Below are 26,390 nucleotides of genomic sequence, written 5' to 3'. Positions count from 1 at the left end.
TGTACTTTTAGAACGCAAAAAAACCAACCCATGAAACGAATACCTGCTGTTCTTTCCCTACTAATCGTACTAGGATTAATTTTTTACTCCTTTTATAGCTTAATGCCTAGAGAAGGTACTCCTAAGAGTATCGAAAAAACCGAGTTTTCAACCGAGCGAGCTCTTGAAAAGCTTCAAAACATAGCCCAAAAACCTCATTATCACGGCTCAAAAGAACACGCAACGGTTAGAAACTATTTAGTCAGTGAATTAGAGAAGCTTGGGTTGCAAACCCAAACACAAGAAGGATTTGTTTTTACTACACAAAGTAGAACCATGAACCGCCCCATTAATATTGTGGCACGAATTGAAGGAACTGGAAATGGAAAAGCACTTTTATTGCTTTCGCATTACGATAGCGCGTTGGTTCCATCACCGGGAGCCAGCGATGCTGGTAGCGGACTTGTAACTATTTTAGAAAGCCTTCGTGCATACCAAGCGAGCGGGAAAAAGCCTAAAAATGATATTATTATCCTCTTTACCGATGCAGAAGAAATAGGCTTAGACGGTGCCAAGCTTTTTGTAAACGAACATCCGTGGGCAAAAGATGTTGGCCTCGTACTCAACTTTGAAGCTCGTGGCAGTGGTGGTCCCAGCAATATGATTTTAGAAACCAATGGAGGCAATGAAAAACTAGTAAAAGCCTTTAAAGAAGCAAATCCTGATTACCCAGTGGCTTCCTCTTTGATGTACAGTGTCTATAAAATGTTGCCCAACGATACCGATTCTACCATTTTTAGAGAAAATGGCGATATTCCTAGTTACTTTTTTGCATTTATAGACGATCATTTTGACTATCATACAGCTAACGATACCATTGAAAATTTAGATATTAAAACCTTACAGCATCAAGGAAGTTATCTCTTGCCGTTACTTCACTATTTTGCCGATGCAGACTTAAACAACTTAAAATCGAACGATGAATATGTGTATGTAAATATTCCACTGTTAAAAATGATTTCCTTTCCGTTTTTATGGATTTTACCATTGCTCTTAGTCGCCATGGTATTGTTTGGTATTTTGGTTTTTTACGGGTTTAAAAAAGGGAAAATAACTGCAAAGGGCATTGCAAAAGGTTTTGTTCCGTTTTTACTTTCGTTGGTTATTTGTGGTGCTATCGGTTTTTTTGGATGGAAATTATTACTTGCCATCTATCCACAATACAACGAAGTGCAACACGGATTTAAATACAACGGGCACGCTTATGTAGCGTTTTTTGTATTCCTTACCCTTTCCATCACTTTCTATTTGTACAGACGTTTTGCGAATAGAGAACCAGTAGCCTCAGTTTATGTCGCACCGCTTATTTTTTGGTTGCTGGTCAACGTAGCCGTTTTTGTTATTCTGAAAGGAGCAGCCTATTTTATCATTCCTGTGTTTTTTGGGCTGTTATCGTTTTGGTTACTTATCAAGCAAGAAAAACCCAGCTTGATAATAATGGCCTTATTAGCAGCTCCAGCATTGTTTTTCTTTTCTCCACTTATACAATTTTTTCCAGTTGGGTTGGGTTCTGAAATGGTCGTGATAAGCTGCGTATTTACCGTTTTATTGTTTGGTTTATTACTTCCAGTATTTGGTTTTTATAGTTGGAAAAAACTACTGTCCATTCTTTGCTTTTTGTTTGCCTTTGGCTTTTTTCTGAAAGCACATTTTACCAGTGATTTTTCTGAAACACGGCAAAAACCAAATAGTTTGGTCTATTATCAAGATGCAGATACTCAAAAATCATATTGGTTAACATATGATAAAATACTCGACGATTGGACCAAAGGCTATTTGGGCGAAAAGCCAGACGAAGTTCCTTCAGAAATATTGAGCGCTTCCGGAAGTAAATACAATACCGGTTATACCTACGCAGCGAAAGCATCTAAAAAATCGATTGCACCGTTTGAAATTATTCTGAAGAAAGACACGCTCGTCAATAACAAAAAGGAAGTTACATTCACCATTATTCCAAAACGAAATGTGAATCAATTAAATTTGTATGCAGATTTAGAGATTTCATTTAATTCGCTTTCCTTTAATGGTCAAAAGGCATTAAAAGACAGCACCGGTTTGGTCTATGGAAACAGAAAAAATGATTTATTACTTCGGTATTGGGTGAATAACAATGATTCCTTAGAAGTTTCTTATACAACCGAATCTAAAAAACCCATTTCATTTACAGCTTTGGAATTTTCGTATGACTTAATGGACAATGCTAATTTCAGTATTAGTAAGCGTCCCAAGGATATGATGCCAAAACCTTTTGTGGTTACCGATGCCATTGTTATAAAACGTACTTTTGCCGTTGACACGTTGTCAACTTTGAAAAAGGATAGCATTACTTTTTAAGCAAAATAAACTACGGAATGAATAAAACTATAGCAATTGCAGGCCTTGGGTGGCTAGGGAAACCGTTTGCCTTACTCTTACAAAATTTAGGATATCGCGTAAAAGGCTCGGTAACAAGCATTGAAAAAGCTGGCACATTGCAACGCAACGGTCTTGAAGCCTTTCCTGTTGAAATTTCAGAAAATGGAATTTCTGGTGAAGTGGAAGCTCTCTTAAAAGATATTGATTGTTTAGTTATTATGATTCCCCCGGGTTTACGGAAAAATACAGGTGCCGATTACGTGGCAAAAATGACGCATTTTTTAACCGAAATTGAAAAAGCTGCGGTACAAAAAGTAATAGTAGTTAGCAGTACTGCGGTTTATAGTGATGCGCAAGGCACTGTAACCGAAAAAGACATCCCTGTTGCTGAAAATAATGCTGCCAAACAATTAATTGAAGTAGAAAAACTATTTTTTACTTCTGAAAAACTACAAACCACAATTGTACGATTTGGTGGATTATTAGGTGGCAAACGACAGCCGGTTCGGTATTTAGCTGGAAGAAAAAATCTGAACAACGGAAATGCGCCAGTTAATCTTATCAATAGAAAAGATTGTATTGGCATTCTTTCAGAAATTATAAAAAAAGAGGCTTTTGGGCATATTTTTAATGCCGTAGCCCCTTTTCATCCTTTAAAAAAACATTATTACACTCAAAAAGCAACTGAATTGAACCTTGAGCCACCTTCTTATTCCGAAGAAGATGATCTTGCAGTTTACAAGAAAGTTACGTCTGTGAATGTTCCAGAAATATTAGGATATGCTTTTAAACAGCAACCCTAACAGCTTTTTATGACAGGGAATATTCAGTGCATCACGGAGGTTTCGATACAATCCCGATTATTATCGGGATCACTCAACCACCTCACAATATGAATTTTAAATTAAAAATGTGAGGTGGCTAATTTTTCTGTCTTTGACGGAATGTCCCGAAGCCCAGAATGAAAAAGTTCTATTCTAAATCCTTCGGAAATTGTCCGTGTTTACGAGTATCCTCTTTGGTAATTGTTCTAAAATCATCGGTTTTATCAATACCATCTAAAAAGCTATAAAACTTTTTTGGTAATGGAACCAGTTTTCGTTCTTTAAGGTCAATCCAAGCGCCTAACATTTCGCAACGACCTAAGTTTCTTCCTTTATGGTCATAAAAATTGTGCACAAATTCAAAAAAAGTTCCTTCTTCAGAAAGTCCTCTTAATTGTAATGAAACACGTAGTGGTTTGCCTGGAAATGCTTCTTTAAAATAATACATACGTTCGTAAAGTGCCACTGGGCCTAAGTTCATTTCGGCTAGATGTTTTTGCCCAAAACCCTTTTCGCTAAAAAAACTCATTCGAGTATGGCTCATATAATCTATAAAGGCACTGTTACGTAAGTGGCGGTTGGCATCTACATCGTCCCAACGAATTTCAAATTTTTTTAAATACATAGTTCTTTTTGTTTACTATTTTTTTCTGTTATATGGTTTAGTATGGTTTCAACTGTTTCCGGTTTGGTAAGATTATGATCTTGACCGGTTGTAAACCACGTTTGTATAGGTGGATTAGTAGCTTGTATTGCTTTTTTTATTTCTGAAATAGGCGTTACTTTATCAGATTCTTCATGAACCACAAATATTGGTTTTTCAGCTTCCTCAAAAAAATGTTTCATGGTAAGTTTTGATGCCGGAACTTTTAAAACAGAATCTACTTTTATTCCTAAATTATCAATGGTTCTATTTGAAAGTTTTAGCGCGTCTCTAAAAAATCCATAAATGGAATTCATCCCGGCAGGAGCTCCCATAATAATATAGTCGTTAACCTGAATTTGTTTGTTAGCTAAAAAAGTATAAGCGCCCACTAAACTTCCTAACGAGTGACAAACTAAATGGTCTACGCCTCCTAATTTTTGAATTATAGTCTCGGTAGCCTGACGATACATCTCAATATTCATGGTTTTTCCTTTTGAAAGACCATGGGCTGGAGCATCTAATGAGTAAATAGCATATTCTGAAGTATCTAACTTATTAATATAAGGTTGCCATCTTTTAGAGTGACTCATCCAACCATGCAAAAAAAGTATTTTTTTAGGTCCATTACCCCATTTGTGCACCGCAATGGAAGCTTGAGGCACTTCAATGTATGAGGTTTCAGCAGTATCAAAAAAATCATGTCCTTCTTTTGAAATAGGAACGGACCTCACCTTACACAACAGTTTAAAAGCTTGTTCCCTATTCAGTTTTGGGAATAATGGTGCCGTTGCGTTTAAATATTTTCCTGTTAATTTGGTAAGTAACTTTTTCATAGGAAATTTTCTATGTGATATATTAAATAGTTTTTTAGATTGAAATCTCAGCAACTATATTTCGTAAGTGGGCAATGGTATGTGTAATCGCCTTTTTGTCCCGCTGTAAACGGCTCATCATAATTCCGCCTTCTAGTGTAGCAATAAAAATGGTACTGTAAAAAGCTACATCTGCATCAGGTTTAACTTGGTTGTTTTTAATGCCGTTTTCAATTAATGTAGACACCGCATCTTTAAACTGTTGTAACATCGCGCAGGCTTGTTCGCGTAAAACTGGGTTGGCATCGTCTGCCTCGACGGCTGCATTCATTACAGGGCAACCGCCTTCGTACAACGGTGTGTCCATATAATTTTCAAAAAACAAAAAAATAGCCTCTATTTTGCTCGTGAAGGTTTTCGCTTCTTTAATAGTAGTTCCTATTTCGCCAAACATAACTTTAGACAATCGCTGCAATGCGTGTTTTTCTAGATCACCTTTGTTTTCAAAATGACGATAAATTGCCCCTTTGGTCAAACCCGTTGCTTTGGTGATATCACTAATGGAAGTCGCCTTATATCCTTGTGTATTAAACAAATTTGCGCTTTCATTAATAATGGTATTTTTTGTTGCCTGTGCATTTCTCATTCCACAAAGATACCGATTGGTATCTTAAATACAAAAAAGCATAGATACATTAACTACAAATTAAGAATTAGGTACTTTTGTAATTAAAAGCAAGCCTATTTATGCCACTAATTGAATCTACTTATTCCCCTAGCGGTATCTTTAAAAGCGGGCATGTTGCCACGATTTATTCAGCTAAACTGCGTCCTGTCCCTAACATACTGCAGCGTCGCGAACGCATAAATCTAGAAGATGGTGATTTTTTAGATATTGATTTCTCGTTTGCAGATAATAAAACTTCAAAAGTGGCTATTATTTTGCACGGATTGGAAGGAAACGCGCAACGCCGCTATATAAAAGGACAAGCGAAAAGCCTAACAAAACACGGTTGGGATGCCGTGGCTGTTAACTTTAGGGGTTGTAGCGGCGAACCAAATAAGCTATTTTCTTCTTATAATGCCGGAAAAACAGACGATTTGCAAGCCGTTGTCGATTTTCTTCTGAAGAAAGAAAAGTATGATACCCTATCGTTAATTGGTTTCAGTTTAGGCGGAAATTTAATGTTGAAATATTTAGGTGAGCAAAGAAACCTTCCGAAGGAAATAGAAAGTGCCGTTGCCATTTCTACGCCTTTAAATTTGAGAGGAACACTAGAATCGCTTTCCAATTTTGATAATTGGGTATACCGAACTTCGTTTTTACACAATCTTCGGAAGAAATTAAAGATTAAGGTGCAACAGTTCCCTGAAAAAATGAGCCCTTCAGATGTAAAACAAGTTAAATCCCTATTGGATTTCGACAACCTATATACCGCTCCCGCATTTGGGTTTAAAGATGCGTACGATTATTACAAACAAAATAGTAGCGGTCAATTTTTGCCTACTATCAGTATCCCGGTGTTGATTTTAAACGCCAAAAATGATTCATTTCTAACGGAGGAAAGCTATCCGTATTCGTTTGCAAAAAATTCTGAAAATATCTATTTAGAAACCCCAGAATATGGTGGTCACGTAGGGTTTCATCAAACAAATGCAACCTATTACAGTGAAAAAAGAGCGACTTCTTTTTTAAATAAAGAAGCATAATACATTTAATTAGTCCGCAACCTTTAAATGATAAGCTACTATATTCTAATTTACTACCTTTGCAACCATTAAATTGAAAATATGATCCAGTCCATGACCGGTTATGGTAAAAGCCTAGTGCAATTGCCTTCCAAAAAAATTACGGTTGAAATAAAATCGTTAAACAGTAAAAACCTTGATGTAAATGCGAGGGTTCCCTCTGCTTATCGTGAAAAGGAATTAGATATTCGGAAACGAATTTCAAAATCCCTTTCTCGCGGGAAAGTAGATTTTAACCTGTACGTAGAGCAAACAGGTGAGGAAACATCAACTGTAATAAACGAAACTGCTGTTAAACAATACATGAAACAATTGGCTCATATTACAGATGGTGATCCCGTTGAGTTGATGAAAATGGCCGTTCGTTTTCCCGATGCGTTACAAACCGAGCGAGATGAAGTTGATGAGACAGAATACAATAAAATAATCGAAGCGGTTGACGAAGCATTGCATTCTATAAATGAATACAGAAATGACGAAGGAAAAGCATTGGAATCCGATTTTAAAAAACGTATTACTAACATTTCCTCTTTGTTAGATGAAGTTATGGAACTCGATCCACAACGTATGGATAATGTTAAAGAACGGTTGACAAAAGCCGTAAGCGATTTAAAAGAAACCGTTGACGAAAACCGTTTTGAGCAAGAATTGGTTTATTACCTTGAAAAATACGACATTACCGAAGAGCAAGTTCGATTAAGTAATCACCTTTCTTATTTTTCTGAAACCTTACAAAGTAAAGATAGTAACGGTAAAAAATTAGGGTTTATCTCTCAAGAAATTGGTCGTGAAATCAACACCATTGGTAGCAAAGCCAACTTTGCCCCTATGCAACAAGTAGTGGTTCAAATGAAAGATGAACTGGAAAAAATAAAGGAACAAGCTTTAAATGTATTGTAATGGAAGGAGGGAAATTATTTGTTTTTTCGGCCCCGTCCGGAAGCGGTAAAACAACGATTGTACAATATTTGCTCGCCCAAGAAGAACTGAATTTAGCCTTTTCCATCTCGTGTACTTCTCGAGAACCTAGAGGGCACGAAACGCACGGTAAAGACTATCATTTTATTAGTTTAAAAGACTTTAAACAACACATTAAAAATGATGAGTTTTTAGAGTGGGAAGAAGTCTATCGCGATAATTTTTACGGAACTTTAAAAACCGAAGTAGAACGCATTTGGGCACAAGGTAAAAATGTAATTTTTGATATCGATGTAGTTGGCGGACTTCGAATTAAGAAGAAATATCCCGATAAAACCTTAGCCGTTTTTGTAAAACCACCTAGTGTGGACGAATTAAAACGCAGACTTAAAAAACGAAAAACTGAAAGCGATGAGCGTATTAATATGCGCATTGCAAAAGCTTCAGTCGAATTAGCTACTGCCCCACAGTTTGATTATATCATTAAGAATAACGACTTAGATACTGCTTTAAACGAAGCGAAAGAATTAGTATCTGATTTTATTAAAAATGGTCACCCGGAAAAAGAAGAAGAGTAAATGATTTCGGCAAAAAAAATAGGCCTTTATTTTGGTACGTTTAACCCTATTCACGTTGGTCACCTCATTATTGCCAACCATTTAGTGGAGAATAGTGATTTAGATGAAATTTGGTTGGTAGTAACGCCACACAATCCGCATAAAAAGAAAAAAACATTACTTGAAGATCATCACCGTTTGGCGATGGTACGCATTGCGTTAGAAGAATATCCAAAACTTAAAGCTAGCAATATTGAATTTGATCTTCCGCAGCCCAATTATACGACCAACACGTTGGCACATTTAGAAGAAAAATACCCTGAAAAGATATTCTCTTTAATAATGGGTGAGGATAATTTAAAGAGTTTGCATAAGTGGAAAAATTACGAGGTCATTTTAGACCGGTATTCCATTTATGTATATCCTAGAATTTCCGAAGGGACGATTGAAACTCAGTTTACAGATCATCCAAAAATTACTAAAGTAGATGCTCCCATTATGGAGCTTTCTTCAACTTTTATACGAAAAGGAATACAGTCTGGAATTAATATTCGCCCTATGTTGCCTCATACTGTTTGGAAGTATTTGGATGAAATGAATTTTTATAAATAACCCTTTTTAAACGAGAAACCGCCCCAACTGATTAAATTAAACAGTGTGAGACGGCTTCTACTAACCAACCAAAAAAAAGGTTTATATATTTTCTGAAATTATTTTTACAATTCAGTTTTTTCTTGTCTTCTTATAACGCAAAGTTTAAGGTATTCTTATTTAAACATTCATAATCCATTGTTAAATAATCTACACCACTAAAACAATAATTATTTCAGTTTTAAAAGATTCAAAACACGTGCCAAGTTTTTTAATTGATTCGTTCTATTCTTGAAATTTACACTTTAATTCGAGCCTTGACAATAATTGCGTACTTTTGAAACAATTGAAAACTTAATTATGACTGAAAGACCAAAATTTGCCGTTTTTGGCGGCGGAAGCTGGGCAACCGCCATTGTGAAAATGCTTTGTGAAAATCTAGATGAAGTAGGTTGGTACATGCGTAACACATATGCACTAGAGCATATTAAAAAAGAAGACCACAACCCCAATTACTTGAGTTCTGTGGAGTTTAAGGTTTCACAGCTTAAATTGAGTAATGACATCAATGAAATGGTGGAATATGCAGATTACCTTATCTTCGTTATCCCCTCAGCATTTGTGGAAACCGAACTTAAGAAACTTACTGTTTCTCTTGAAGAAAAAGTAATCTTTTCAGCGATAAAAGGGATTGTTCCTGAAACTAGTTTAATTGTTGGAGACCATTTTAACACCCACTATAATGTAGCTTTTAATAATATTGGCGTTATTTCCGGTCCTTGTCATGCCGAAGAGGTCGCTTTAGAACGTTTGTCTTATTTAACCATTGCCTGCGCCGATGAAGAAAAAGCCAAGTTAGTTGCAGATACATTGTCCAGCGATTATATAAAATGTACCACTAGCGATGATGTAATGGGCACCGAATATGCGGCAATGCTTAAAAACATCTATGCAATTGCTGCCGGAATTGCACACGGTTTGGGTTACGGAGATAACTTCCAGAGTGTGTTGATGAGCAATGCCATACGCGAGATGAAAAAGTACGTGAAGAAAGTACACAAAATGAAACGTAACATAAACGATTCTGCCTATTTAGGAGATTTATTGGTTACGGGCTATTCCGTTTTTAGTCGAAATAGGATGTTTGGCAATATGATAGGGAAAGGCTATACCGTAAAAAGTGCGCAAATGGAAATGAGTATGATTGCCGAAGGTTATTATGCCACCAAAAGTGCCTATAACCTCAACCAGGCCAAAGGAAAGAAGAAAGCAAAAACCCCTATTATAACTGCTGTGTATAATATTCTATATGAAGGAAAAGACCCGAAAAAGGTGTTTATAAAGTTAACGGATAAGTTGGATTAATTACCGAGCTAAAACTCCATCCTTTTTCATCACAGGGAGTGAAACGGCGTTATCTTTAATGGCTGCGTTTGCTGGAATTTCAAAACGTTTGTCGTATAATTTGTCGCCAATAAAATAGGTGACAGTAAAAAAGTTGTTTACTTTCAATACGTTTTCTTCTAGGTATTCAATTTTAGCGTATCCTTTAGCCGGTAATAATTGGATTGTTTTCCGCATAGGAGCAGTCATCTTTTCATTATCGTAGCCTTGTGATATAATGATGACCGTTTCTAATGGTTCGGAGTTATCATTAATAATATAGGCGTTCCAATCATATGTTTTAAACTCCTCGTTAAACTCGTTAACAGCAGCTATATAAACATTCTTCACTTCAGGGATTATAATATCTTTACGCATACAGGATCAATCTTTTTTAACTTTCCAAGTAATCCAAATGCCTAACAAAGCCAAGGCAAATATGCCTAAGAAAATACTACCCACGATAATCTTTATAGCGGCAATTACAAAGGTGAGGTAGGCAACTACAAATAGTGCAACGATTAAAAGACCAACAATTAAGTATTTTTTCATCTGTTTTTAGGTTTTAATCAGTACTTGTGAGAAGCTATTTTGGGTCTAGCATTATGCTAGTTTTATAATACGCTTTTAAACTGTCGTAAAAAGCGAATATCATTTTCACTTAACATGCGAATGTCTGGTATTTGGTGTAATAACAAGGCGATACGATCTATTCCCATCCCGAAGGCGAAACCTGAATATACTTCAGAATCGATTCCGCAGTTTTCAAGAACGTTGGGATCTACCATACCACAACCCATGATTTCTAACCAACCGGTACCTTTAGTCATTTTATAATCGGTTTCGGTTTCTAGTCCCCAATACACATCTACTTCGGCACTGGGTTCTGTAAATGGAAAGTAAGAAGGTCGCAATCGTATTTTAGATTTCCCAAACAATTCCGTCGTAAAGTATTGAAGCGTTTGTTTTAAGTCTGCAAAGCTTACGCCTTTATCTACATACAAACCCTCCACTTGATGAAAAAAGCAATGAGACCGTGCTGAAATAGCTTCATTCCTATATACGCGTCCCGGGGAAATAGTACGAATGGGCGGTTTGTTATTTTCCATGTATCGAACTTGAACGGTCGATGTATGCGTCCGTAGCATAATATCAGGATCAGTCTGCACAAAAAAGGTATCCTGCATATCACGAGCTGGGTGGTATTCGGGTAAGTTTAAAGCTGTAAAGTTGTGCCAATCATCTTCAATCTCGGGTCCTTCGGAAACATTAAAACCAATACGAGAAAATATCTCCGTAATTTTATTCTTAACGACAGAAATAGGGTGGCGTGAACCTAGTTCAATCGGTTCACCTGGACGAGAAAGATCACCATAAATACCTTTGGTTTCTTCTTTCGCTTCTAATGTTGCTTTTAAAGAATCTACTTTTTCTTGAGCAGCATTTTTAAGTGTGTTAATAGTCTGCCCAAATTCCTTTTTTTGCTCATTAGGAACGTTTTTAAATTCGGCAAAGAAATCATTCAGCAAGCCTTTTTTTCCAAGGTATTTGATGCGGAATTTCTCTATTTCGTCTTTTGAAGTTGTGTTAAACGCTTCAACTTCGGTAATATGTTCTTTAATTTTATCTAGCATACCCATATTCTTGTGGATGGCAAAATTACATAAATTATTGGCTATTCAATCACTTCCTTTTCAAGGAAATACTGTACAATTGCTTCTTTCATTAATACACTTTGCTCTCCAGCCTTTAAAGGTGGCAGTTGCTCTAGCATTTTATAATGTGGCCAACCTTGGTCATCAAAATATTCAAACTCATAATACCCAAAAGGTTCTAGCAACCTACAAATAGCAATATGCATTAAGTTTATTTTATCGTCTTTCTTAAATTTTCTGTGTAGTTGCCCTAGCTCTTGCACGCCAATTAAATAGATTATTGCGTCCAGGTCTAACTTTTCGCCATCGGCAAAGCGGTTACTTAAAAGCGTAACTAGCGTTTCCCATTGTTGTTTTAATTGTTCGTCTCTTGCCATAAATTATAGTGGCAAAGATACGTGTTTAAAACGCCAAAAGGCAAATGGAAAAAGAGTAAAAGTACGATAGACACACACCAATATTTTAAGAAATAGTATATTTACTTCAAACTTCTAATATGGTCACAATCGATATTATTTTAGGCGTAATTTTATTAATTGCTTTTTACTTAGGATTTAAAAAGGGCCTTTTTGTGACCCTAGCGTCTTTAATTGGGATTGTTGCCGGCGTGTATGGTGCGATTTACTTTTCGCATTATGCGGCTGATTTTCTTACCAACCGATTTGACTGGAGCACGCAAACTACCAATCTAGCGGCTTTTGCTGTTACGTTTTTAATTATTGTTTTTGTGGTTTCATTGGCCGGAAAGCTGTTGACAAAAATAGCAGACTTTGCCGCTTTAGGAATTGTAAACAAACTATTGGGAGCCGTTTTTAGCGTACTAAAGTATGCTTTTATAGTAAGTGTAATCTTTATGTTTGTAAATGCTTCGGAGAGTTATTCTATTGTTTCTGAAGAACAACGTAGTGAATCAATTTTATATCCGCCAGTAGCTTCCTTAGCGCCATTGGTTCTTCCTCATATTTTACGAGAAGTAGATGACTTAAGATATGAAGAGGAGGAAATAAGAGAAGTAGAACCTGAAATTCAAGAACAATTTCCTGATACTTCTTCACAAGAAAAATAAAAAAGCCCCGCTTTTGCGAGGCTTTGAAATATTAAACTTCATCTTCTACATTGTCTTTAATGTAGACTATCGTTTCTTTAAAGTTATCGAAAATTCTATCTTTCGACACTAAATCTGGAATAATATCAATATTCTCCATCATAATGCGCGGTTGTGTTTGCAATTGCTCGAAAATGATTTTTACCTTTCTTCTTCGTAGTTCTAACAACACTTCTTCCATAGCATATAAACCGGATTGATCCATATATGGAACTTTCCCCATTCGAATTACAACATGTTTAGCCGTATTTGGAATTTGCTCTGATAGGAGTTGGAAATCTGATGTATACCCAAAAAATAATGGCCCTTCCAATCTTTTGATAAACACCTCTTCACGAAATTTATTTGGAAATTCCACTTCGTCTCTCCAAGGCAATGCCAATTCATCTGCGTTGTCTAATGGAACTACTTTCGATTGGTCTGCTGTGAGATCTCCCATTTTTTTCATGAAAATTATGGAAGCTAATATTAGTCCAATACCTACGGCATATACTAAGTTCCAAAAAACGGATAATACTAAAACTACCATCATCACAGCAATTTCACTTTTCTGCATTTTTGGGATAGCTTTTAAACCTTTATAATCCATAACGCCAATACCCACTGTAATTAGAATACCTGCAAGTACAGCGGCTGGAATTTGTGATGCTACAGGACCCAATGCTAGTAAAATAATAAGTAATAATACTGCTGCAACCATACCAGAAAGCCGAGTAGTACCTCCAGATTTAATATTTACAACGGTACGAATGGTCGCTCCCGCACCTGGAATACCACCAAAAATAGAAGCAATACTGTTACCAATACCTTGTCCTACCAATTCTTTATTGGGTTTGTGTTTAGTTTTGGTCATGTTATCTGCCACAACAGAGGTCAAAAGCGAGTCGATTGCCCCTAAAAACGCCAAAGTTATGGCACTAAACACATAGGGAGAAATTTTCCCTACACTGAAACTTGCAAACATATCAAGGTTTGGTATAGGAAAACCACCTGGTATTTGTTCAATTGGGCGATAATCTAAATTTAAAAAATAAGCTCCTACCGAGACAACCAATAAAGCCACAAGAGTACTAGGTACTGCAGTTGTTATGCGCTTAAAGCCATAAATGATAAATATGGTCAATGCGGCCAAGGCAAACTCCAACCAGCTTATACTGCTTAAGGCTCTAGGCATTGATTTTATAGCTCCTAAAACCCCTGAACTTTCAGATTTAGCAAGTGTTGTCGCTTCTTTATTAATTTCAGATTCAGTTATTTCTCCAGCTCTGATTACCGTTTCTTTGAAATCTTCTAAAACTAAAATGCCTTCTCCAGCTTCATCTTTTAAGATATTATCCAATAAGACTTCCTCGGCTTGGGGTTTAAATTCACTAATATATTCCGTATCGTCTTCAGCATAATAGCCTAACATGGGTAATATTTGCGTTATTAATATAATAACCCCAATAGCGGTCATAAAACCAGAAACAACGGGATAAGGTATATAACGAATGTATTTACCAATACCTACGACTCCCATAACGACCTGAAATAATCCGGCCAATAAGAATACCATTAATATATAAGGCAAAGCTTGCTCTACACTACCATTATTAGCTGCAACAATCCCTGCCACAACAATCATGGAAACGGCTGTCATAGGTGCAGTTGGTCCAGATATCTGTGTATTTGTCCCTCCAAAAAGGGAAGCAAAAAAACAGATCATGATAGCTCCATACAAACCGGCGGCCGGTCCAAGACCAGACTGCACACCAAAGGCCAATGCTAATGGTAGTGCTACAATCCCAGCGGTGATACCACCAAAAAGATTGCCTTTAAAATTTGTAAATATTCCTTTAAACATAGTTTTTTATTTAGTTGTAAAACGTTACTTCGCCTGTACTTACGTTGTACATAGCGCCTACTATTTTTATCTCGCCTTCAGCTTCCATTTCGGTTAAAAGAGGGCTTTGTTTGCGCATGTTATCTAGCGTATGGTTTACATTAGTTTTTGAAACTTCATTTACAAAATCAGTGTTTTTTGAGTTTCGAAGTGATTCATCTGTTGGTTCTTTTACAGCAGCAACAGCTGGCTTTATTTTTGAAACAAGACTGGTAATATTACCTAGATCCACATCGTCACAAGCTCCTTTTACAGCTCCACAAGAGGTATGTCCTAATACCACAACTAATTTTGACCCGGCTACTTTACAACCGTATTCAATGCTTCCTAAAATATCTTTGTCAACAATATTACCAGCTACTCGTGCACTAAACACATCACCAATTCCTTGATCGAATACTATTTCAGCCGGAACACGAGAGTCTATACAGCTTAAAATTACTGCAAATGGGTATTGCCCTCCTTGTGTGTCTTTTACTTGTTCTAATAAGTTTCTATCCGCTTTAGAGTTATTGGTAAATCGCTTATTACCTTCTTTTAAAATGTCTAATGCTGTATTAGGTGTTAATTTTGCTTGTGTTTCTTTAGTATGTGCTTTCATTGGTATTAAAATTTTATAATTATATAATATATTACAAGGCTATGAATAATAGCAATGTACTGTTTCTATCAAAAATAGATAGTTACAGTTTTCTTTAAATTAAAATCAATTGTTAAGATAAAATTCGTTCAGGAGGTGGGGACAGAGTTTCAAAATAAATAGGTCTCCAGGTCTTTAAATACGGAGATTGAACTCTTTTCTTTAATTCCGTTTCATTTAAAAAATCTGGAATTAAGTCTTTTTCTGAAGCGTATTTCTGTTTTGGTCCTACTTTAAAACCATCGGTATTTTCTTCTTCATTCATGGAGAAATAAGAGGTCATATCTACATCCAAGTCTACCATAACAACCAATACAGGTGTTAGTAGGAATGAAGAAAATACCAATAAAAAGAAAATACTTTTTAACCTCAATACGCTTTGTCTTTTAAGATTTACAAAAATAGTATTTTAGAGGTAATTTCCTGTTAACTATTTATTAAATCTACAATTGCTTTAGATCATTAACAGGCATCCAACCATCTTTTCCATCTGCTAATTCTATACGCACCCAATTTTGCTCGTTTCCAATAATTTGTACTTTGGTACCTTCATGAAGTTCAAAAGCTGTGTCGCTTCCCATATTGGGTTCGCCTTTTACTTCGGTGTTTTCGGCAAAAATAATGGCTGGTTTATTTTTATTAAAGTCCACATAGGTTTGAAAAGCCATAACCAAGGCAGTTATACAAACAACTACTGAAAATAAAGAGGTGGTAAAATAAACGCGTTTTTTAGTTTCTGAAATAGAAAACCAATATAACAGAAAGAGCAATACAAATAATATAACACCTATTACCGAAACAATAGCCCAGCCATTATACGTAAAAACTCCTGACACGTTTTTATACCATCTGGAAAAGATGGTTTTAGGTAAAGGTTCAATTACATCTATTCGGGCGTTTTCAGCAAAAGCAAGATTGGTTTTTATATCGTCATCATTGGGTTGCAACTGAAGTGCTTTTTCAAAATAATAAATACTAGGCCCAATATTATTAAGCTTATAATGAGCGTTGCCAAGGTTAAAATACAGCTCGGCAGATTGCTGTCCATTGTCTACTATTTTTTTCCAATTGGTTACAGCTTCGCTGAATTTGGCATTTTTATAATTTTCTTTTCCTTGTTCAAACAATGCGTCGTTTTGAGCAAATCCCAAAGCGGAAACCAATAGCATACCAAGTATCAATAATCTCTTCATGATTCTGGATATTGAATTTGTTTGTCAATTTCTGAAATAACCGAGACGGCTTTATTATAGTCCTCTTTAATTTCAACAGCTGAAGTTGGGGTATAACGCGCAAACTCACAACTTTTAAGCAAGGTTATAAATTGAGTAACCGTTTGCGACTCCACACTTCTTTCTGAAAGAAGTATCGCAATGCGTTCTTTACTGAAATCTGATGTTTCGATATTCAGTTTTGCTCTTAAATAATTGTGTAAAGCTCTTTCTAACGATTCATAAAAAACAGCCTTATTGTTCATTTGCTTTTTAGCTTCACTTAGGTATTTTTTAGCGAGTTTATTTGCTCTACGCAATCGGTTTCCTTTTACATCTGCCAATCGCTTCTGTCGGTTTCTTCCAGCTAATATAAATATTGGAATAAGCAATAGCGGTCCTCCTAACAATGACCAGAATAAAGTAGATTTAAAAAATGATTCACTAGCGATAGGCTCCAAATTAGTGTCTAGTTTTATAAACTTAAATTGTTCCTTATCTAGCACCAACTCTTGTTTTTCTGAAGTATCATTATTTGCAGAAGCTGTAACAGGACCATTCTCTACATCTATTATAATCTCTTCAGAAGAAAGCGTTTTATACGTTTCGGTCTTCGGGTCAAAATAAGAGAATGTGATTGGTCTAATTGGGTAATTACCTTTAAATTGTGGTACAACCGTGTGTTTTTCGGTTACTGAACCATTCATCCCACTTCGTGTGGTTCGAACTTTTTCAGAACGTTCTGGCTCATAGATTTCTAATGAACTAGGTAAGGTTACACTTGGTAACTCGAATAATTTTAAATTTCCTGTTCCGGAAACTGTAGTAGTAAGTTCTAACGATTCGTTAGCATCTAACTTATTTTTATTTACCGAAACATCAAAGCTGTAATCGCCTACTGCACCAGCAAAATCATCTGGTTTTCCCTCTAAAGGCAATGGTTTTACGTTAATATTTCTTTTTCCAGCAGAAATAGTTTTATTAACCCGTGTAGTGACTCTTCTTCCGAAGAAATCACGGCGATTGGTTGGCACATCTATAGGAACATCTAATGTAAGTGGTTCTATTTCTAATTCTCCAGTTTTTTGTGGGTAAAGGACGGTAGTTCTTAGTACAACATACCGATAGTCTTCACCTTGGTATTTACCTTCGTACACTTTAAAATTCCCTTGATTATCGATATTCTGACTCCAGAAGTCGGCAAATTTAGGGGTATCAATTTCTCGCCAACTACTGGTAATACTTACATCATGTGAGACATACATTTTATAAACCACAGTAATAGCTTCGTTTAAAAATGGTTTGTTGTTTGAAATCTCAGCAACTAGATGTACTTTCTCACTGGCGATATAATCGGCATTGTTACCGTCCTGTGGTCTAGAAACCGCAGCTGTAACTTGTACTTGAATAGGCAAACTTTTATAGGTTTCGCCATCAATTTCAATAGTTGCTTGCCCAATAGTAAATTTCCCCTGGGACTGTGGAGAAAGGAAATATGAATAGGTTTTACTGTAACTACGTTTTCCGTTGATGTACGAATTGCTAATGGCTTGATTAGGACCTCCAACCACTCGAAAACCATTAAAATCTGGCGGATTAAAGTTATCGCCATCTTGGTTCATTTCAAAATCTATGCGAAGCCGTTCATTGATACCCAATCTTTTTTTGCTCACTTTAGCATCAAAAGTTACTTGTGCAAACGAGCCTGCGCTGCACAGCATAAAAATCAATATGTAAAGAATATAATTAGGTTTCATCTTACCAGTCTTTATCTGACTTTGTTTTGGCGCCTTTTTGTTTTTCGGCATTCATTTTATCCTGAACTTTTTTCTCTTCGTTGTTCATCGCTTCTAATAAGCTTTTTACTTGCTGTGGCGAAAGTTGACCAGGAACAGGTTGTTGCTGTTGCTGCTGAGGCTTATCTCCTTTACCTTGATCCTTGTCTTTAGGTTCATCAGGTTTTCCTTTATCTTCCTTATCGTCACCTTCTTTTTTATCCTCTTGTTTGTCACCTTCGTCATTTTCCTCTTTTTCATCCCCTTTATCTCCTTCGTCGCTTTTATCGTCTTGGTTTTGCTTATCCTTATTGTCTTTGTTGTCTTCGTTTTTGTCATTTTTATCATCATCGCCGCCATCACCTTGTGGTGGATTTTTCTCCAACATTTCTTTTGCCAACGCTAAATTATATCGGGTTTCATCATCTGTTGGATTATTGCGAAGAGCATTTTTATAGGCTTCAACCGCGTCTTGGTATTTTTTCTGGTTCATAAACACATTCCCAAGATTGTGAAACGCCTTGTGTTTTTGAGCCTTTGAAGTACCTACTGAAGCTGCTTGTTTATACCGTAACATGGCTTCACTTCCTTTACTTTTGTTGTAATAAGCGTTTCCTAAATTGTATTTCGGAATTTCGCTTCCAGGGTTTAATGATATAGCTTTTCGGTAATCTGCTTCTGCCACTGGAAAGTTTTCATCTTGCAACTCTAAGCTTGCATTACTCATTAATTCCTTAGATTGACGTATTTCTTTTTCTTGAAGTTTCGTTTGCTCTTTATTAGAAGTTTGTGAAAACGCTTCGGTAGAAAAACTAAAAGCCAATATCACTAAAAGTAGTTTTAAAATAGTAGTTATTTCAGAAAGTTTCGGTTTCATATTATTTGTCTTCTTTAGCTCCTTCATTAAATAAGTTGAGTCTTTTTACCCAAGCTGTTTTTCTTTCTAACAGCAACACATCTATTAACAACAAAAATAATGCCCCACCTAAAAACCATTGAAATTGATCTTTAAAATCTGTGAATTGTTTGGCTTCGAATTCTTTTTTGTCCATTCCGTTAAGGATTGCTGTCACTGTATCAACCACTTCCTTAGTGCTGCTCCCATTAATATATTCGCCATTTGCCTCTTCAGCAATTTCTCTTAACGTTTCTTCTCCTAAACGGGTTATAACCTGTTCATTATTCTGGTCGCGTTTATAATTCTGCAAAATACCATTTCGCTTTATCGGAATAGGACCTCCTTGAAGTGTTCCTACACCAATTGTATATATTTTTATTCCCTTTTGTGCAGCTTCTTCTGCTATACCTGCAACATTCCCTTCGTGATCTTCCCCATCTGAAACGATAAACAACACTCGATTGGTTTGTTCTTCATCGTTATAATAGGTTTCGGCCATTTGTATCGCTTCATTAATAGCTGTTCCTTGCGAAGAAACCATATCGGTATTCATTCCGTTTAAAAAGAGCTTTGTTGAAGAAAAGTCAGTTGTAATCGGTACTTGCGGAAAAGCACTACCCGCATACCCAATAATACCAATACGATCACCTGCTAGACTATTTATTATCTGCGTAACTAATTGCTTTGACTTTTCTAAACGGTTAGGCGCAATGTCCTCAGCCAACATACTTTTTGAAACATCTAAAGCAAACACCACATCTACACCTTCACGTTTCACGGTTTCTAATTTGGTACCAATTTTTGGGTTAACCATTGCAAAACTTAAGCATGCAATTGCCAAGCAAACAACCAAAACTTTTAAAATAGATTTAAAAACTGATTGGTTGGGACTCAGCTTCTTTAATAGCTGCTTGTCTGCAAACTTCTTTTGGGTATGTTTTTTCCAAGCCAACACCAATAGAAATAGTACAACCACCGCCGGAATGACGAAGAGCACGTAAAAATATATGGGCTGTTCTAATTGATACATATTCATTTCCTGCACAAGCAGGAATCTTTTTTAATTTTTAAATAAAACTCCTAAACACCGTATATCTAAGTAATAATTCTATCAATAATAATCCCAAAGCTAGGAATATTAAAGGACGAAACATTTCTTCGTAATTGGTGTATTTAAATTCTTCAATATCTGTTTTTTCCAGTTTATTGATTTCGTTATAAATCTCGTTCAACTTTGTGGTACTGGTAGCTCTAAAATATTGTCCTCCGGTGGTTTGAGCTATTTTTTTTAATAATTCTTCATCAATTTCAACTTGAATACTTCCATATTGAAAACTACCGTTAGGTCGCAAACCAATTGGCGACATGGCCAAGCCGTTTGTTCCCAAACCAATGGTGTATACTTTAATACCAAACTCGACTGCTAATTCACTTGCAATTTTAGGGTCTATAAATCCGCTATTGTTTACACCATCGGTTAATAAAATAATCACTTTACTCTTTGCTCGGCTTTCTTTTAATCGGTTTACAGCTGTACCTAGCCCCATCCCAATTGCGGTTCCGCCTTCAATAACGGTATTGTACTCCATGCTTTTTAAAGACGACAACACAACAGTTTTATCACTAGTGAGCGGGTTTTTAGTATAACTTTCGCCAGCATATTCTACTAAGCCAATACGATCGTTTGGTCGGGCTTGTATAAAACGGGCTGCTACAGTTTTTAATGCTTCAAGTCGGTTTGGTTTTAAATCACGCGCCAGCATACTTGCTGAAACATCAATCGCCATCACAATATCAATTCCTTTTGTCGTTTTAATACGTGTAGATTCATCAACTGTTCTGGGACGTGCCAAGGCTACAATTATTGCTGCCAAAGCCAATAAACGTAGGACAAACAACAAAGGTTTCAGTCTTGCTATCCAGTTTTTCCCACTTTTAAAGCCTTTTACACTGGAAATTTTTAAGGTAGCGGTTTGTTTATTCCGTTTCCATAGATACCATGCAATTAACACCGGAAGTGCTAACAGCAACCAGAAAAAAATAGGGTTTACAAATTCAAAATTTTCAAACATTATTTTTCTGAAATTTCAAGTTCTACAGAATTAATTATTCTGTTTTTTACATCTTCAGCAAAACGGCCATCGTCTTCTTGATACACGACTAGCACTTGTTGTATACCGCCTTTTTGAGCAAACAATAACAACTCGTAGTTACTAGCATTTGTCAATACTTTATCGTCGGATACTTGTACATTAAATTTTCCATAAGCTTTTAAGCCCGTAATGCCTTTTTCGGTTTCAAAACTTTCACGTTTTACCAGCATATTTTTAGCGCCCCGTTTTTCAAGGTTGGTTAAGGCTTCATCCATTAATGCTTCTAAATCGGCTTCTGCTTGTCCTTCTTGTTGTCCTTGCGAAGATTGTTTTAGCATCGTTGTATTTAACCAAACGTATAACGGATCGGTAATTTCACCTTCCGTAAACACACTTGCATTGGCAACGCGCATATTTTGTGACTCTGGAACCTCAATATCAGTTCGTATTAGAACTTCTGGGGTTTCTATGATAATAGCAGGATCTCCGTATTCACTTTTTATCCATCGGCTTTCGGCCAAATCGCGTATTTCATTGCCAATTACGGCATCTTTAAGGTCATCAAATCCTTTTACACCTCCATAAACAGCACCGGCAATAAGAACAACCCCCAATAGACCCAAAGCACCATATGCCCATTTTCTACGGATACGCTTTTTACGTTGTGCTTCTTGATATTCGGCGTTTTCCTGTAATTCTTCTTCGGTGGGTTCGGGGATTACCTCTTTGGTTTCGTTTATAATTTCTTCAATGGTTTTCCGGTCAGACGAGGCTTGTCCTTCGGCCTGATACATTTTGGCGAATTTTACCAAATCGGCTCGCTTTAAAATAGCGTCGAGTCTTTTTATGGTTTCATTGCTAAATTCGAAATTACCAGAATCCTTATGTAGCTGTAAACGAGCAATCAATTCATCTGAAGTGCTTTCCAAAGCGGTTTCATCAACTTCTCGGTCTAAGTAGCGTTTTACAATTTCAGTTAAATGCGAGTAATATTCTTTGGGTTTGTTTTCCTTTAGATACGTAGAACTATCAAGCGTATGCAAAGCTGTAATTGCTTCTTCATAAGGCGGCAACTGTTCTTCTTTGGCATCTTTTAATTTTTTTCTTCGGAATAAAATATACCCCACAATCGCTAAAACAATTACGATGGAAATAAGCCATAACAATAATGTTTTAAGATCTAAAGGCGGCTCATCTACCTCTATAGCAGGTTTTATATCAAACATCTTCTGTTTGGTCGTATCGACGGCAACATCACGAACTTCGACTGAAACAGAATCGGTTCCAAATCGCTTATCGTTAATAACCACTTGTTGTTGCGGAATCGTATAACGTCCTGAATCGAACTGTGTAAGACCGTATTTTTTGATTAAGCGGTACTTTGCCTGCTCAAAAGTAGTATCGATTTTATACGACTCGATTACTTCTAAAGGTGTAAAGGTTTGTCCTTCGGGAAAAACAACCAAATCAGTGGAGTCTGCTTCCACCTGAATGCTATAAACAATTTCTTCCCCAATTTTAATGGAAGTAGAGTCGATCGACGATTTTACTTGAGAAAATCCTGCAAAAGAGAAAAGGAAAAAAAGAACAGTGACAAAAAGGTATCGCTGTTTCATTTTCAAAGACAAAAAATTAGTATGTTCAGTACTCTCCTTCATTATATTTTATGCTCTGTGTTTAAAATAACCCAGTAATTTTTTTACGTAGCTTTCATCCACGCGACAACTTAATGCGCCGGCGCCACTTTTGGTAAACGATTCTTGAAAATAATCCACACGTTCTCGATAATACTTATTGTAATTTGTTCTAACAGATTTTGCATTGGTATTTACCAACATGAGTTCACCCGTTTCCGCATCTTGCATTTGTACCATTCCAAGATTCGGTATTTCTTCTTCGCGTTTGTCATACACCCGAATTCCTGTTACGTCATGTTTTCTAGCTACAATCCTTAGCGTGTCTTTATAATTATCTGTAATAAAGTCAGAAAGCACAAAAACAATGGCTTTCTTTTTCATTACGTTGGTTAGATATTTTAAAGCCTGCGATAAATCTGTTTTTTCACTTTTTGGTTTAAACTCAAGCAATTCCCTAATCAAACGTAATACATGCGATTTTCCTTTTTTCGGTGGAATAAAGAGTTCAATTTCATCTGAAAAAAGAATCAATCCTATTTTATCATTATTTTGAAGTGCCGAAAAAGCAAGCGTTGCAGCGATTTCAGTAATAATTTCGTTTTTAAATTGTGAGTCTGTACCGAAAAACTCTGAGCCACTAATATCTGCCACAAGCATTAACGTAAGTTCGCGCTCTTCTTCAAAAACTTTTACAAAGGGTTCGTTATAACGAGCGGTCACATTCCAATCAATACTTCGTACATCATCACCAAACTGATATTGACGCACTTCGCTAAAGGTCATCCCGCGACCTTTAAACGTACTGTGATACTCGCCACCAAAAACGTGATCGCTTAACCGACGCGTTTTGATTTCGATTTTTCGTACTTTTTTAAGAAGTTCTTTTGTATCCATTATTCCAGTAGTCAATATTCAATAAGTAGTGGGAGCAGTAAAAAACAGTAGTCAGACAACAAAACTGCATACTGACCACTGCTTACTGCGTACTGTTTTTATGGTACCTCGATTACATTTACAATTTTGTTAATGATATCTTCTGAAGTAATATTTTCTGCTTCGGCTTCGTAAGTAATCCCGATACGGTGACGTAATACATCGTGAACCACGGCGCGAACATCTTCTGGAATTACATACCCTCTTTGTTTAATAAACGCATAACACTTTGAAGCAACTGCCAAATTTATACTACCACGAGGAGAAGCTCCAAAACCAATTAGATGCTTTAAGTCGTCCAATTTGTAATTTTCAGGATTTCTTGTTGCGAAAATAATGTCGAGAATATACTTTTCAATCTTTTCGTCCATATATACTTCCCGAGCGGCTTGCTGAGCACGTAAAATTTGCTCTATGGAAACAACAGGATTTACTTTTTCAAAACCACCTTTAAGATTTTGACGCATAATTAGCTGCTCTTCGGTAATCTTAGGATAATTTATAACTGTTTTAAGCATAAAACGGTCAACCTGAGCTTCTGGTAACGGATAAGTTCCTTCCTGTTCAATCGGGTTTTGAGTTGCCATTACCAAAAATGGCTTATCCAAGATAAAAGTTTCTTCCCCAATAGTCACTTGCTTTTCCTGCATCGCCTCTAAAAGAGCAGATTGCACTTTTGCCGGTGCCCGGTTAATCTCATCTGCTAACACAAAATTGGCGAAAATTGGCCCTTTTTTAATGCTGAAATCGTTCACCTTCATGTTGTATATCATCGTACCCACAACATCGGCAGGAAGTAAGTCGGGTGTAAATTGTATTCGGCTAAAGCTTCCGTGAACGGCTTTTGAAAGTGTATTAATAGCTAATGTTTTTGCCAAACCAGGAACACCTTCCAATAATATGTGTCCTTGGCCTAAAAGACCAATAAGTAATCGCTCGACCATATGTTTTTGGCCAACAATTACTTTGTTCATTTCCATGGAAAGGATGTTTACAAATGCACTTTCCTTTTCAATTTTTTCATTTAGCGCGCCAATATCCAAGGCAGTATCTGTTTGATCCATACTTTAAAATTTCAAATAGTAAACGTTTCTATATACAGTCTCGCAAATTGTATAATTATTGCTAAAAAGGCTGTTAATAAAGGGTTAAAAAATTCATCTTAATAGACGATACAAAAAAAGCACTGTTTCTTAAAATAAAGTTACAGTGCTGTTAAAGTTTTATAACGTAAAAACATTAGTTTGAAGCTACCGTAACAGTACCTAAAGCGGTTACTTCACCAATACGTACTTCAACGTTTTCAAAAGTTTGTTCAGCTAATTTATTGTCTTCGGTTTTTATTTTCACAGTATAATTTCCTGCTGGAAATCCTGTGATAAAAAATTCGCCGACGTCATTTGTGGTTCCTATAATTTTTTCTTCAGAATTTGTCGCAACAATTGACACTTCAGAATTAGGAGCAATTACACTTCCCATTATAGCACCGTCAGTTTTTTGAGTTTCAGTTTCTTTGTCGTTGTTAGTGACTTCTGTTTCATTAGTAGATTCTGCATTTGAAGCATTATTGTTTCCTCCAAATATATTATTGTTACTACTACAGCTAATAAATAAGGCTGTAACAGCAATAAGTAAACTTGTTTTTATGTAAGATTTCATAGTTAATTTGTTTTTGGTTACCACTAATGTAGCTAGTTACTATAGCTCTTTCGGAGGAATTAACATGGTTTAACTTGGCAATTAACCCTATCTTAACTTTAATAAAAGCAGCAGAAGTTCTATTTTTAATGAAAACTATAGAATGAAAAATAAAACTGCCTTAATTACGGGTGCTACTTCAGGAATTGGTCGCGCCATTGCTAAGAATTTTGCCAAAAACGGATTGAACGTTATTCTCTGTGGAAGAAGACAAGAACGACTTGATAAACTTCAAGAAGAGCTTTCAAAAATCACAAAAGTTCTCACGCTTAAATTTGACGTTCGGCATAAAAAAACCGTTTTTGAACAGCTTCAAGATCTACCGGATGCATTTTCAAAAATCGATATTCTAATAAATAACGCAGGAAATGCCCACGGAAAAGACCCGATTGATGAGGGAAACACGGATGATTGGGATGCGATGATTGATATTAATGTAAAAGGATTGTTGTATGTTACCAAAGCGATTCTTCCGCAAATGATCGACAGAAAGTCTGGGCATATTATCAATATTGGTTCTACCGCTGGAAAAGAAGTCTATCCTACCGGAAATGTGTATTGTGCCAGTAAACACGCCGTAGAAGCTATAAACGAAGGAATGCGATTAGACCTAAACGGAAAAGGCATAAAAATTGGTGCTATCAATCCGGGGTTGGTGGAAACTGAGTTCAGCGAAGTGCGTTATAAAGGCAACACCGAAAAAGCTGATAAGGTCTATCAAGGTTACACACCGTTGCAACCGGAAGATATTGCGGATATTATTTGGTTTGCTGTAACCAGACCGCCACACGTAAATATAGCCGATTTAACGGTAATGTGTTTAGACCAATCGTCAAGTATGATTGTAAATAAGACTTCGGTATAATTTAAGCTTCGATACAATTTATTAGCAAAATGTTCCATTTTGATAATAAATCACTCAGCCACCTTTAAACATTAAGATGTGCCGGTCTCTGAGTGTTTTAAATAATGCTTGAAAAGCATCATTT

Annotated in this window: 28 protein-coding genes; 9 read left to right on the top strand and 19 right to left on the bottom strand. The window is 36.2% G+C overall.

Annotated elements, in window-relative coordinates; all coding sequences use genetic code 11:
- The first annotated feature begins 30 nt into the window (after positions 1-30).
- Both DZ858_RS04355 and DZ858_RS04350 read left to right on the top strand, forming a co-directional pair.
- On the top strand, positions 31-2,373 hold the full coding sequence (locus DZ858_RS04355; protein WP_117158303.1) for a M20/M25/M40 family metallo-hydrolase: 2,343 nt from the start codon (positions 31-33) through the stop codon (positions 2,371-2,373).
- Between the two features lie 17 nt (positions 2,374-2,390).
- Entirely contained in the window at positions 2,391-3,197 is an 807-nt protein-coding gene (locus DZ858_RS04350; RefSeq protein ID WP_117158302.1) for an NAD(P)H-binding protein, read from the top strand.
- A 169-nt stretch (positions 3,198-3,366) separates the two neighbouring features.
- Here the strand turns inward: DZ858_RS04350 and DZ858_RS04345 are convergent, their stop codons facing one another.
- From DZ858_RS04345 to DZ858_RS04335, 3 genes are read right to left on the bottom strand one after another with little or no spacing between them, the layout of a single operon-like run.
- On the bottom strand, positions 3,367-3,843 hold the full coding sequence (locus DZ858_RS04345) for an acyl-CoA thioesterase (RefSeq protein ID WP_117158301.1): 477 nt from the start codon (positions 3,841-3,843) through the stop codon (positions 3,367-3,369).
- The gene (locus tag DZ858_RS04340) at positions 3,834-4,697 is read right to left on the bottom strand and encodes an alpha/beta hydrolase (RefSeq protein ID WP_117158300.1); all 864 of its coding nucleotides are present in this window, start codon (positions 4,695-4,697) and stop codon (positions 3,834-3,836) included. The genes DZ858_RS04345 and DZ858_RS04340 overlap by 10 nt, the downstream gene beginning before the upstream one ends.
- Positions 4,698-4,731: 34 nt before the next feature.
- On the bottom strand, positions 4,732-5,322 hold the full coding sequence (locus DZ858_RS04335; RefSeq protein WP_117158299.1) for a TetR/AcrR family transcriptional regulator: 591 nt from the start codon (positions 5,320-5,322) through the stop codon (positions 4,732-4,734).
- Between the two features lie 101 nt (positions 5,323-5,423).
- Here DZ858_RS04335 and DZ858_RS04330 point away from each other — a divergent pair, with 101 nt between their 5' ends.
- The 5 genes from DZ858_RS04330 to DZ858_RS04310 all read left to right on the top strand — a co-directional run bounded on the left by DZ858_RS04330 (position 5,424) and on the right by DZ858_RS04310 (position 9,856).
- Positions 5,424-6,386, top strand: a complete 963-nt coding sequence (locus DZ858_RS04330; protein WP_117158298.1) for a YheT family hydrolase — start codon at positions 5,424-5,426, stop codon at positions 6,384-6,386.
- Between the two features lie 81 nt (positions 6,387-6,467).
- Positions 6,468-7,325 (top strand): YicC/YloC family endoribonuclease, encoded by an 858-nt coding sequence (locus tag DZ858_RS04325; RefSeq protein ID WP_117158297.1) that lies wholly within the window; start codon positions 6,468-6,470, stop codon positions 7,323-7,325.
- The gene (gene gmk / locus DZ858_RS04320) at positions 7,325-7,921 is read left to right on the top strand and encodes a guanylate kinase (RefSeq protein WP_117158296.1); all 597 of its coding nucleotides are present in this window, start codon (positions 7,325-7,327) and stop codon (positions 7,919-7,921) included. The genes DZ858_RS04325 and gmk overlap by 1 nt, the downstream gene beginning before the upstream one ends.
- Entirely contained in the window at positions 7,922-8,512 is a 591-nt protein-coding gene (gene nadD, locus DZ858_RS04315; RefSeq protein WP_117158295.1) for a nicotinate (nicotinamide) nucleotide adenylyltransferase, read from the top strand.
- 339 nt (positions 8,513-8,851) lie between these two features.
- Positions 8,852-9,856 carry an NAD(P)H-dependent glycerol-3-phosphate dehydrogenase gene (locus tag DZ858_RS04310; protein ID WP_117159517.1) on the top strand — a complete coding sequence of 335 codons (1,005 nt, stop codon included), beginning with the start codon at positions 8,852-8,854 and terminating at the stop codon, positions 9,854-9,856.
- On the opposite strand, the gene DZ858_RS04305 is transcribed toward DZ858_RS04310, so the two are convergent.
- From DZ858_RS04305 to DZ858_RS04295, 4 genes are all read right to left on the bottom strand, one after another.
- Entirely contained in the window at positions 9,857-10,252 is a 396-nt protein-coding gene (locus tag DZ858_RS04305) for a hypothetical protein (protein WP_117158294.1), read from the bottom strand. It abuts the gene before it with no gap.
- Between the two features lie 6 nt (positions 10,253-10,258).
- Positions 10,259-10,426: a hypothetical protein gene (locus DZ858_RS15200; RefSeq protein WP_168926318.1), complete on the bottom strand. Its 168-nt coding sequence runs from the start codon at positions 10,424-10,426 to the stop codon at positions 10,259-10,261.
- 62 nt (positions 10,427-10,488) lie between these two features.
- Positions 10,489-11,508 carry a phenylalanine--tRNA ligase subunit alpha gene (gene pheS / locus DZ858_RS04300; protein WP_117159516.1) on the bottom strand — a complete coding sequence of 340 codons (1,020 nt, stop codon included), beginning with the start codon at positions 11,506-11,508 and terminating at the stop codon, positions 10,489-10,491.
- Between the two features lie 41 nt (positions 11,509-11,549).
- A complete protein-coding gene (locus tag DZ858_RS04295; protein ID WP_117158293.1) occupies positions 11,550-11,906 on the bottom strand; it encodes a hypothetical protein in 357 nt (118 codons plus the stop codon).
- A 119-nt stretch (positions 11,907-12,025) separates the two neighbouring features.
- On the opposite strand from DZ858_RS04295, the gene DZ858_RS04290 reads away from it, so the two are divergent.
- Positions 12,026-12,595 carry a CvpA family protein gene (locus tag DZ858_RS04290; protein ID WP_117158292.1) on the top strand — a complete coding sequence of 190 codons (570 nt, stop codon included), beginning with the start codon at positions 12,026-12,028 and terminating at the stop codon, positions 12,593-12,595.
- Between the two features lie 31 nt (positions 12,596-12,626).
- Here DZ858_RS04290 and DZ858_RS04285 read toward each other — a convergent pair whose 3' ends face one another.
- The 12 genes from DZ858_RS04285 to DZ858_RS04230 form a co-directional block, all read right to left on the bottom strand.
- On the bottom strand, positions 12,627-14,477 hold the full coding sequence (locus tag DZ858_RS04285) for a SulP family inorganic anion transporter (RefSeq protein ID WP_117158291.1): 1,851 nt from the start codon (positions 14,475-14,477) through the stop codon (positions 12,627-12,629).
- 10 nt (positions 14,478-14,487) lie between these two features.
- Positions 14,488-15,117 carry a carbonic anhydrase family protein gene (locus tag DZ858_RS04280; RefSeq protein ID WP_117158290.1) on the bottom strand — a complete coding sequence of 210 codons (630 nt, stop codon included), beginning with the start codon at positions 15,115-15,117 and terminating at the stop codon, positions 14,488-14,490.
- 112 nt (positions 15,118-15,229) lie between these two features.
- A complete protein-coding gene (locus DZ858_RS04275; protein WP_117158289.1) occupies positions 15,230-15,529 on the bottom strand; it encodes a hypothetical protein in 300 nt (99 codons plus the stop codon).
- 70 nt (positions 15,530-15,599) lie between these two features.
- Positions 15,600-16,349: a tetratricopeptide repeat protein gene (locus DZ858_RS04270; RefSeq protein WP_117158288.1), complete on the bottom strand. Its 750-nt coding sequence runs from the start codon at positions 16,347-16,349 to the stop codon at positions 15,600-15,602.
- Positions 16,346-18,124: a BatD family protein gene (locus DZ858_RS04265; RefSeq protein ID WP_117158287.1), complete on the bottom strand. Its 1,779-nt coding sequence runs from the start codon at positions 18,122-18,124 to the stop codon at positions 16,346-16,348. Before DZ858_RS04265 ends, DZ858_RS04270 begins: the two co-directional genes overlap by 4 nt.
- A 1-nt stretch (position 18,125) precedes the next feature.
- On the bottom strand, positions 18,126-19,019 hold the full coding sequence (locus DZ858_RS04260) for a tetratricopeptide repeat protein (RefSeq protein ID WP_239990716.1): 894 nt from the start codon (positions 19,017-19,019) through the stop codon (positions 18,126-18,128).
- Position 19,020: 1 nt separating this feature from the next.
- Positions 19,021-20,070 (bottom strand): VWA domain-containing protein, encoded by a 1,050-nt coding sequence (locus tag DZ858_RS04255; protein WP_117159515.1) that lies wholly within the window; start codon positions 20,068-20,070, stop codon positions 19,021-19,023.
- Positions 20,071-20,107: 37 nt separating this feature from the next.
- Positions 20,108-21,112: a vWA domain-containing protein gene (locus tag DZ858_RS04250; protein ID WP_117158285.1), complete on the bottom strand. Its 1,005-nt coding sequence runs from the start codon at positions 21,110-21,112 to the stop codon at positions 20,108-20,110.
- Positions 21,112-22,749, bottom strand: a complete 1,638-nt coding sequence (locus DZ858_RS04245; protein WP_117158284.1) for a BatD family protein — start codon at positions 22,747-22,749, stop codon at positions 21,112-21,114. Before DZ858_RS04245 ends, DZ858_RS04250 begins: the two co-directional genes overlap by 1 nt.
- A 48-nt stretch (positions 22,750-22,797) precedes the next feature.
- Entirely contained in the window at positions 22,798-23,664 is an 867-nt protein-coding gene (locus tag DZ858_RS04240; RefSeq protein ID WP_117159514.1) for a DUF58 domain-containing protein, read from the bottom strand.
- A 98-nt stretch (positions 23,665-23,762) separates the two neighbouring features.
- Positions 23,763-24,767, bottom strand: coding sequence for an AAA family ATPase (locus DZ858_RS04235; RefSeq protein ID WP_117158283.1), 1,005 nt, complete (start codon positions 24,765-24,767; stop codon positions 23,763-23,765).
- 175 nt (positions 24,768-24,942) lie between these two features.
- A complete protein-coding gene (locus tag DZ858_RS04230; protein WP_117158282.1) occupies positions 24,943-25,362 on the bottom strand; it encodes a peptidase associated/transthyretin-like domain-containing protein in 420 nt (139 codons plus the stop codon).
- A gap of 142 nt (positions 25,363-25,504) precedes the next feature.
- Here DZ858_RS04230 and DZ858_RS04225 point away from each other — a divergent pair, with 142 nt between their 5' ends.
- Positions 25,505-26,266, top strand: a complete 762-nt coding sequence (locus tag DZ858_RS04225; protein ID WP_117158281.1) for an SDR family NAD(P)-dependent oxidoreductase — start codon at positions 25,505-25,507, stop codon at positions 26,264-26,266.
- The last annotated feature ends 124 nt before the right edge of the window (positions 26,267-26,390 follow it).

It is taken from the genome of Marixanthomonas ophiurae, assembly GCF_003413745.1.
GTDB classification, from domain to species: Bacteria; Bacteroidota; Bacteroidia; order Flavobacteriales; family Flavobacteriaceae; genus Marixanthomonas; species Marixanthomonas ophiurae.
This window is presented reverse-complemented; position numbering and strand designations above follow the sequence as displayed.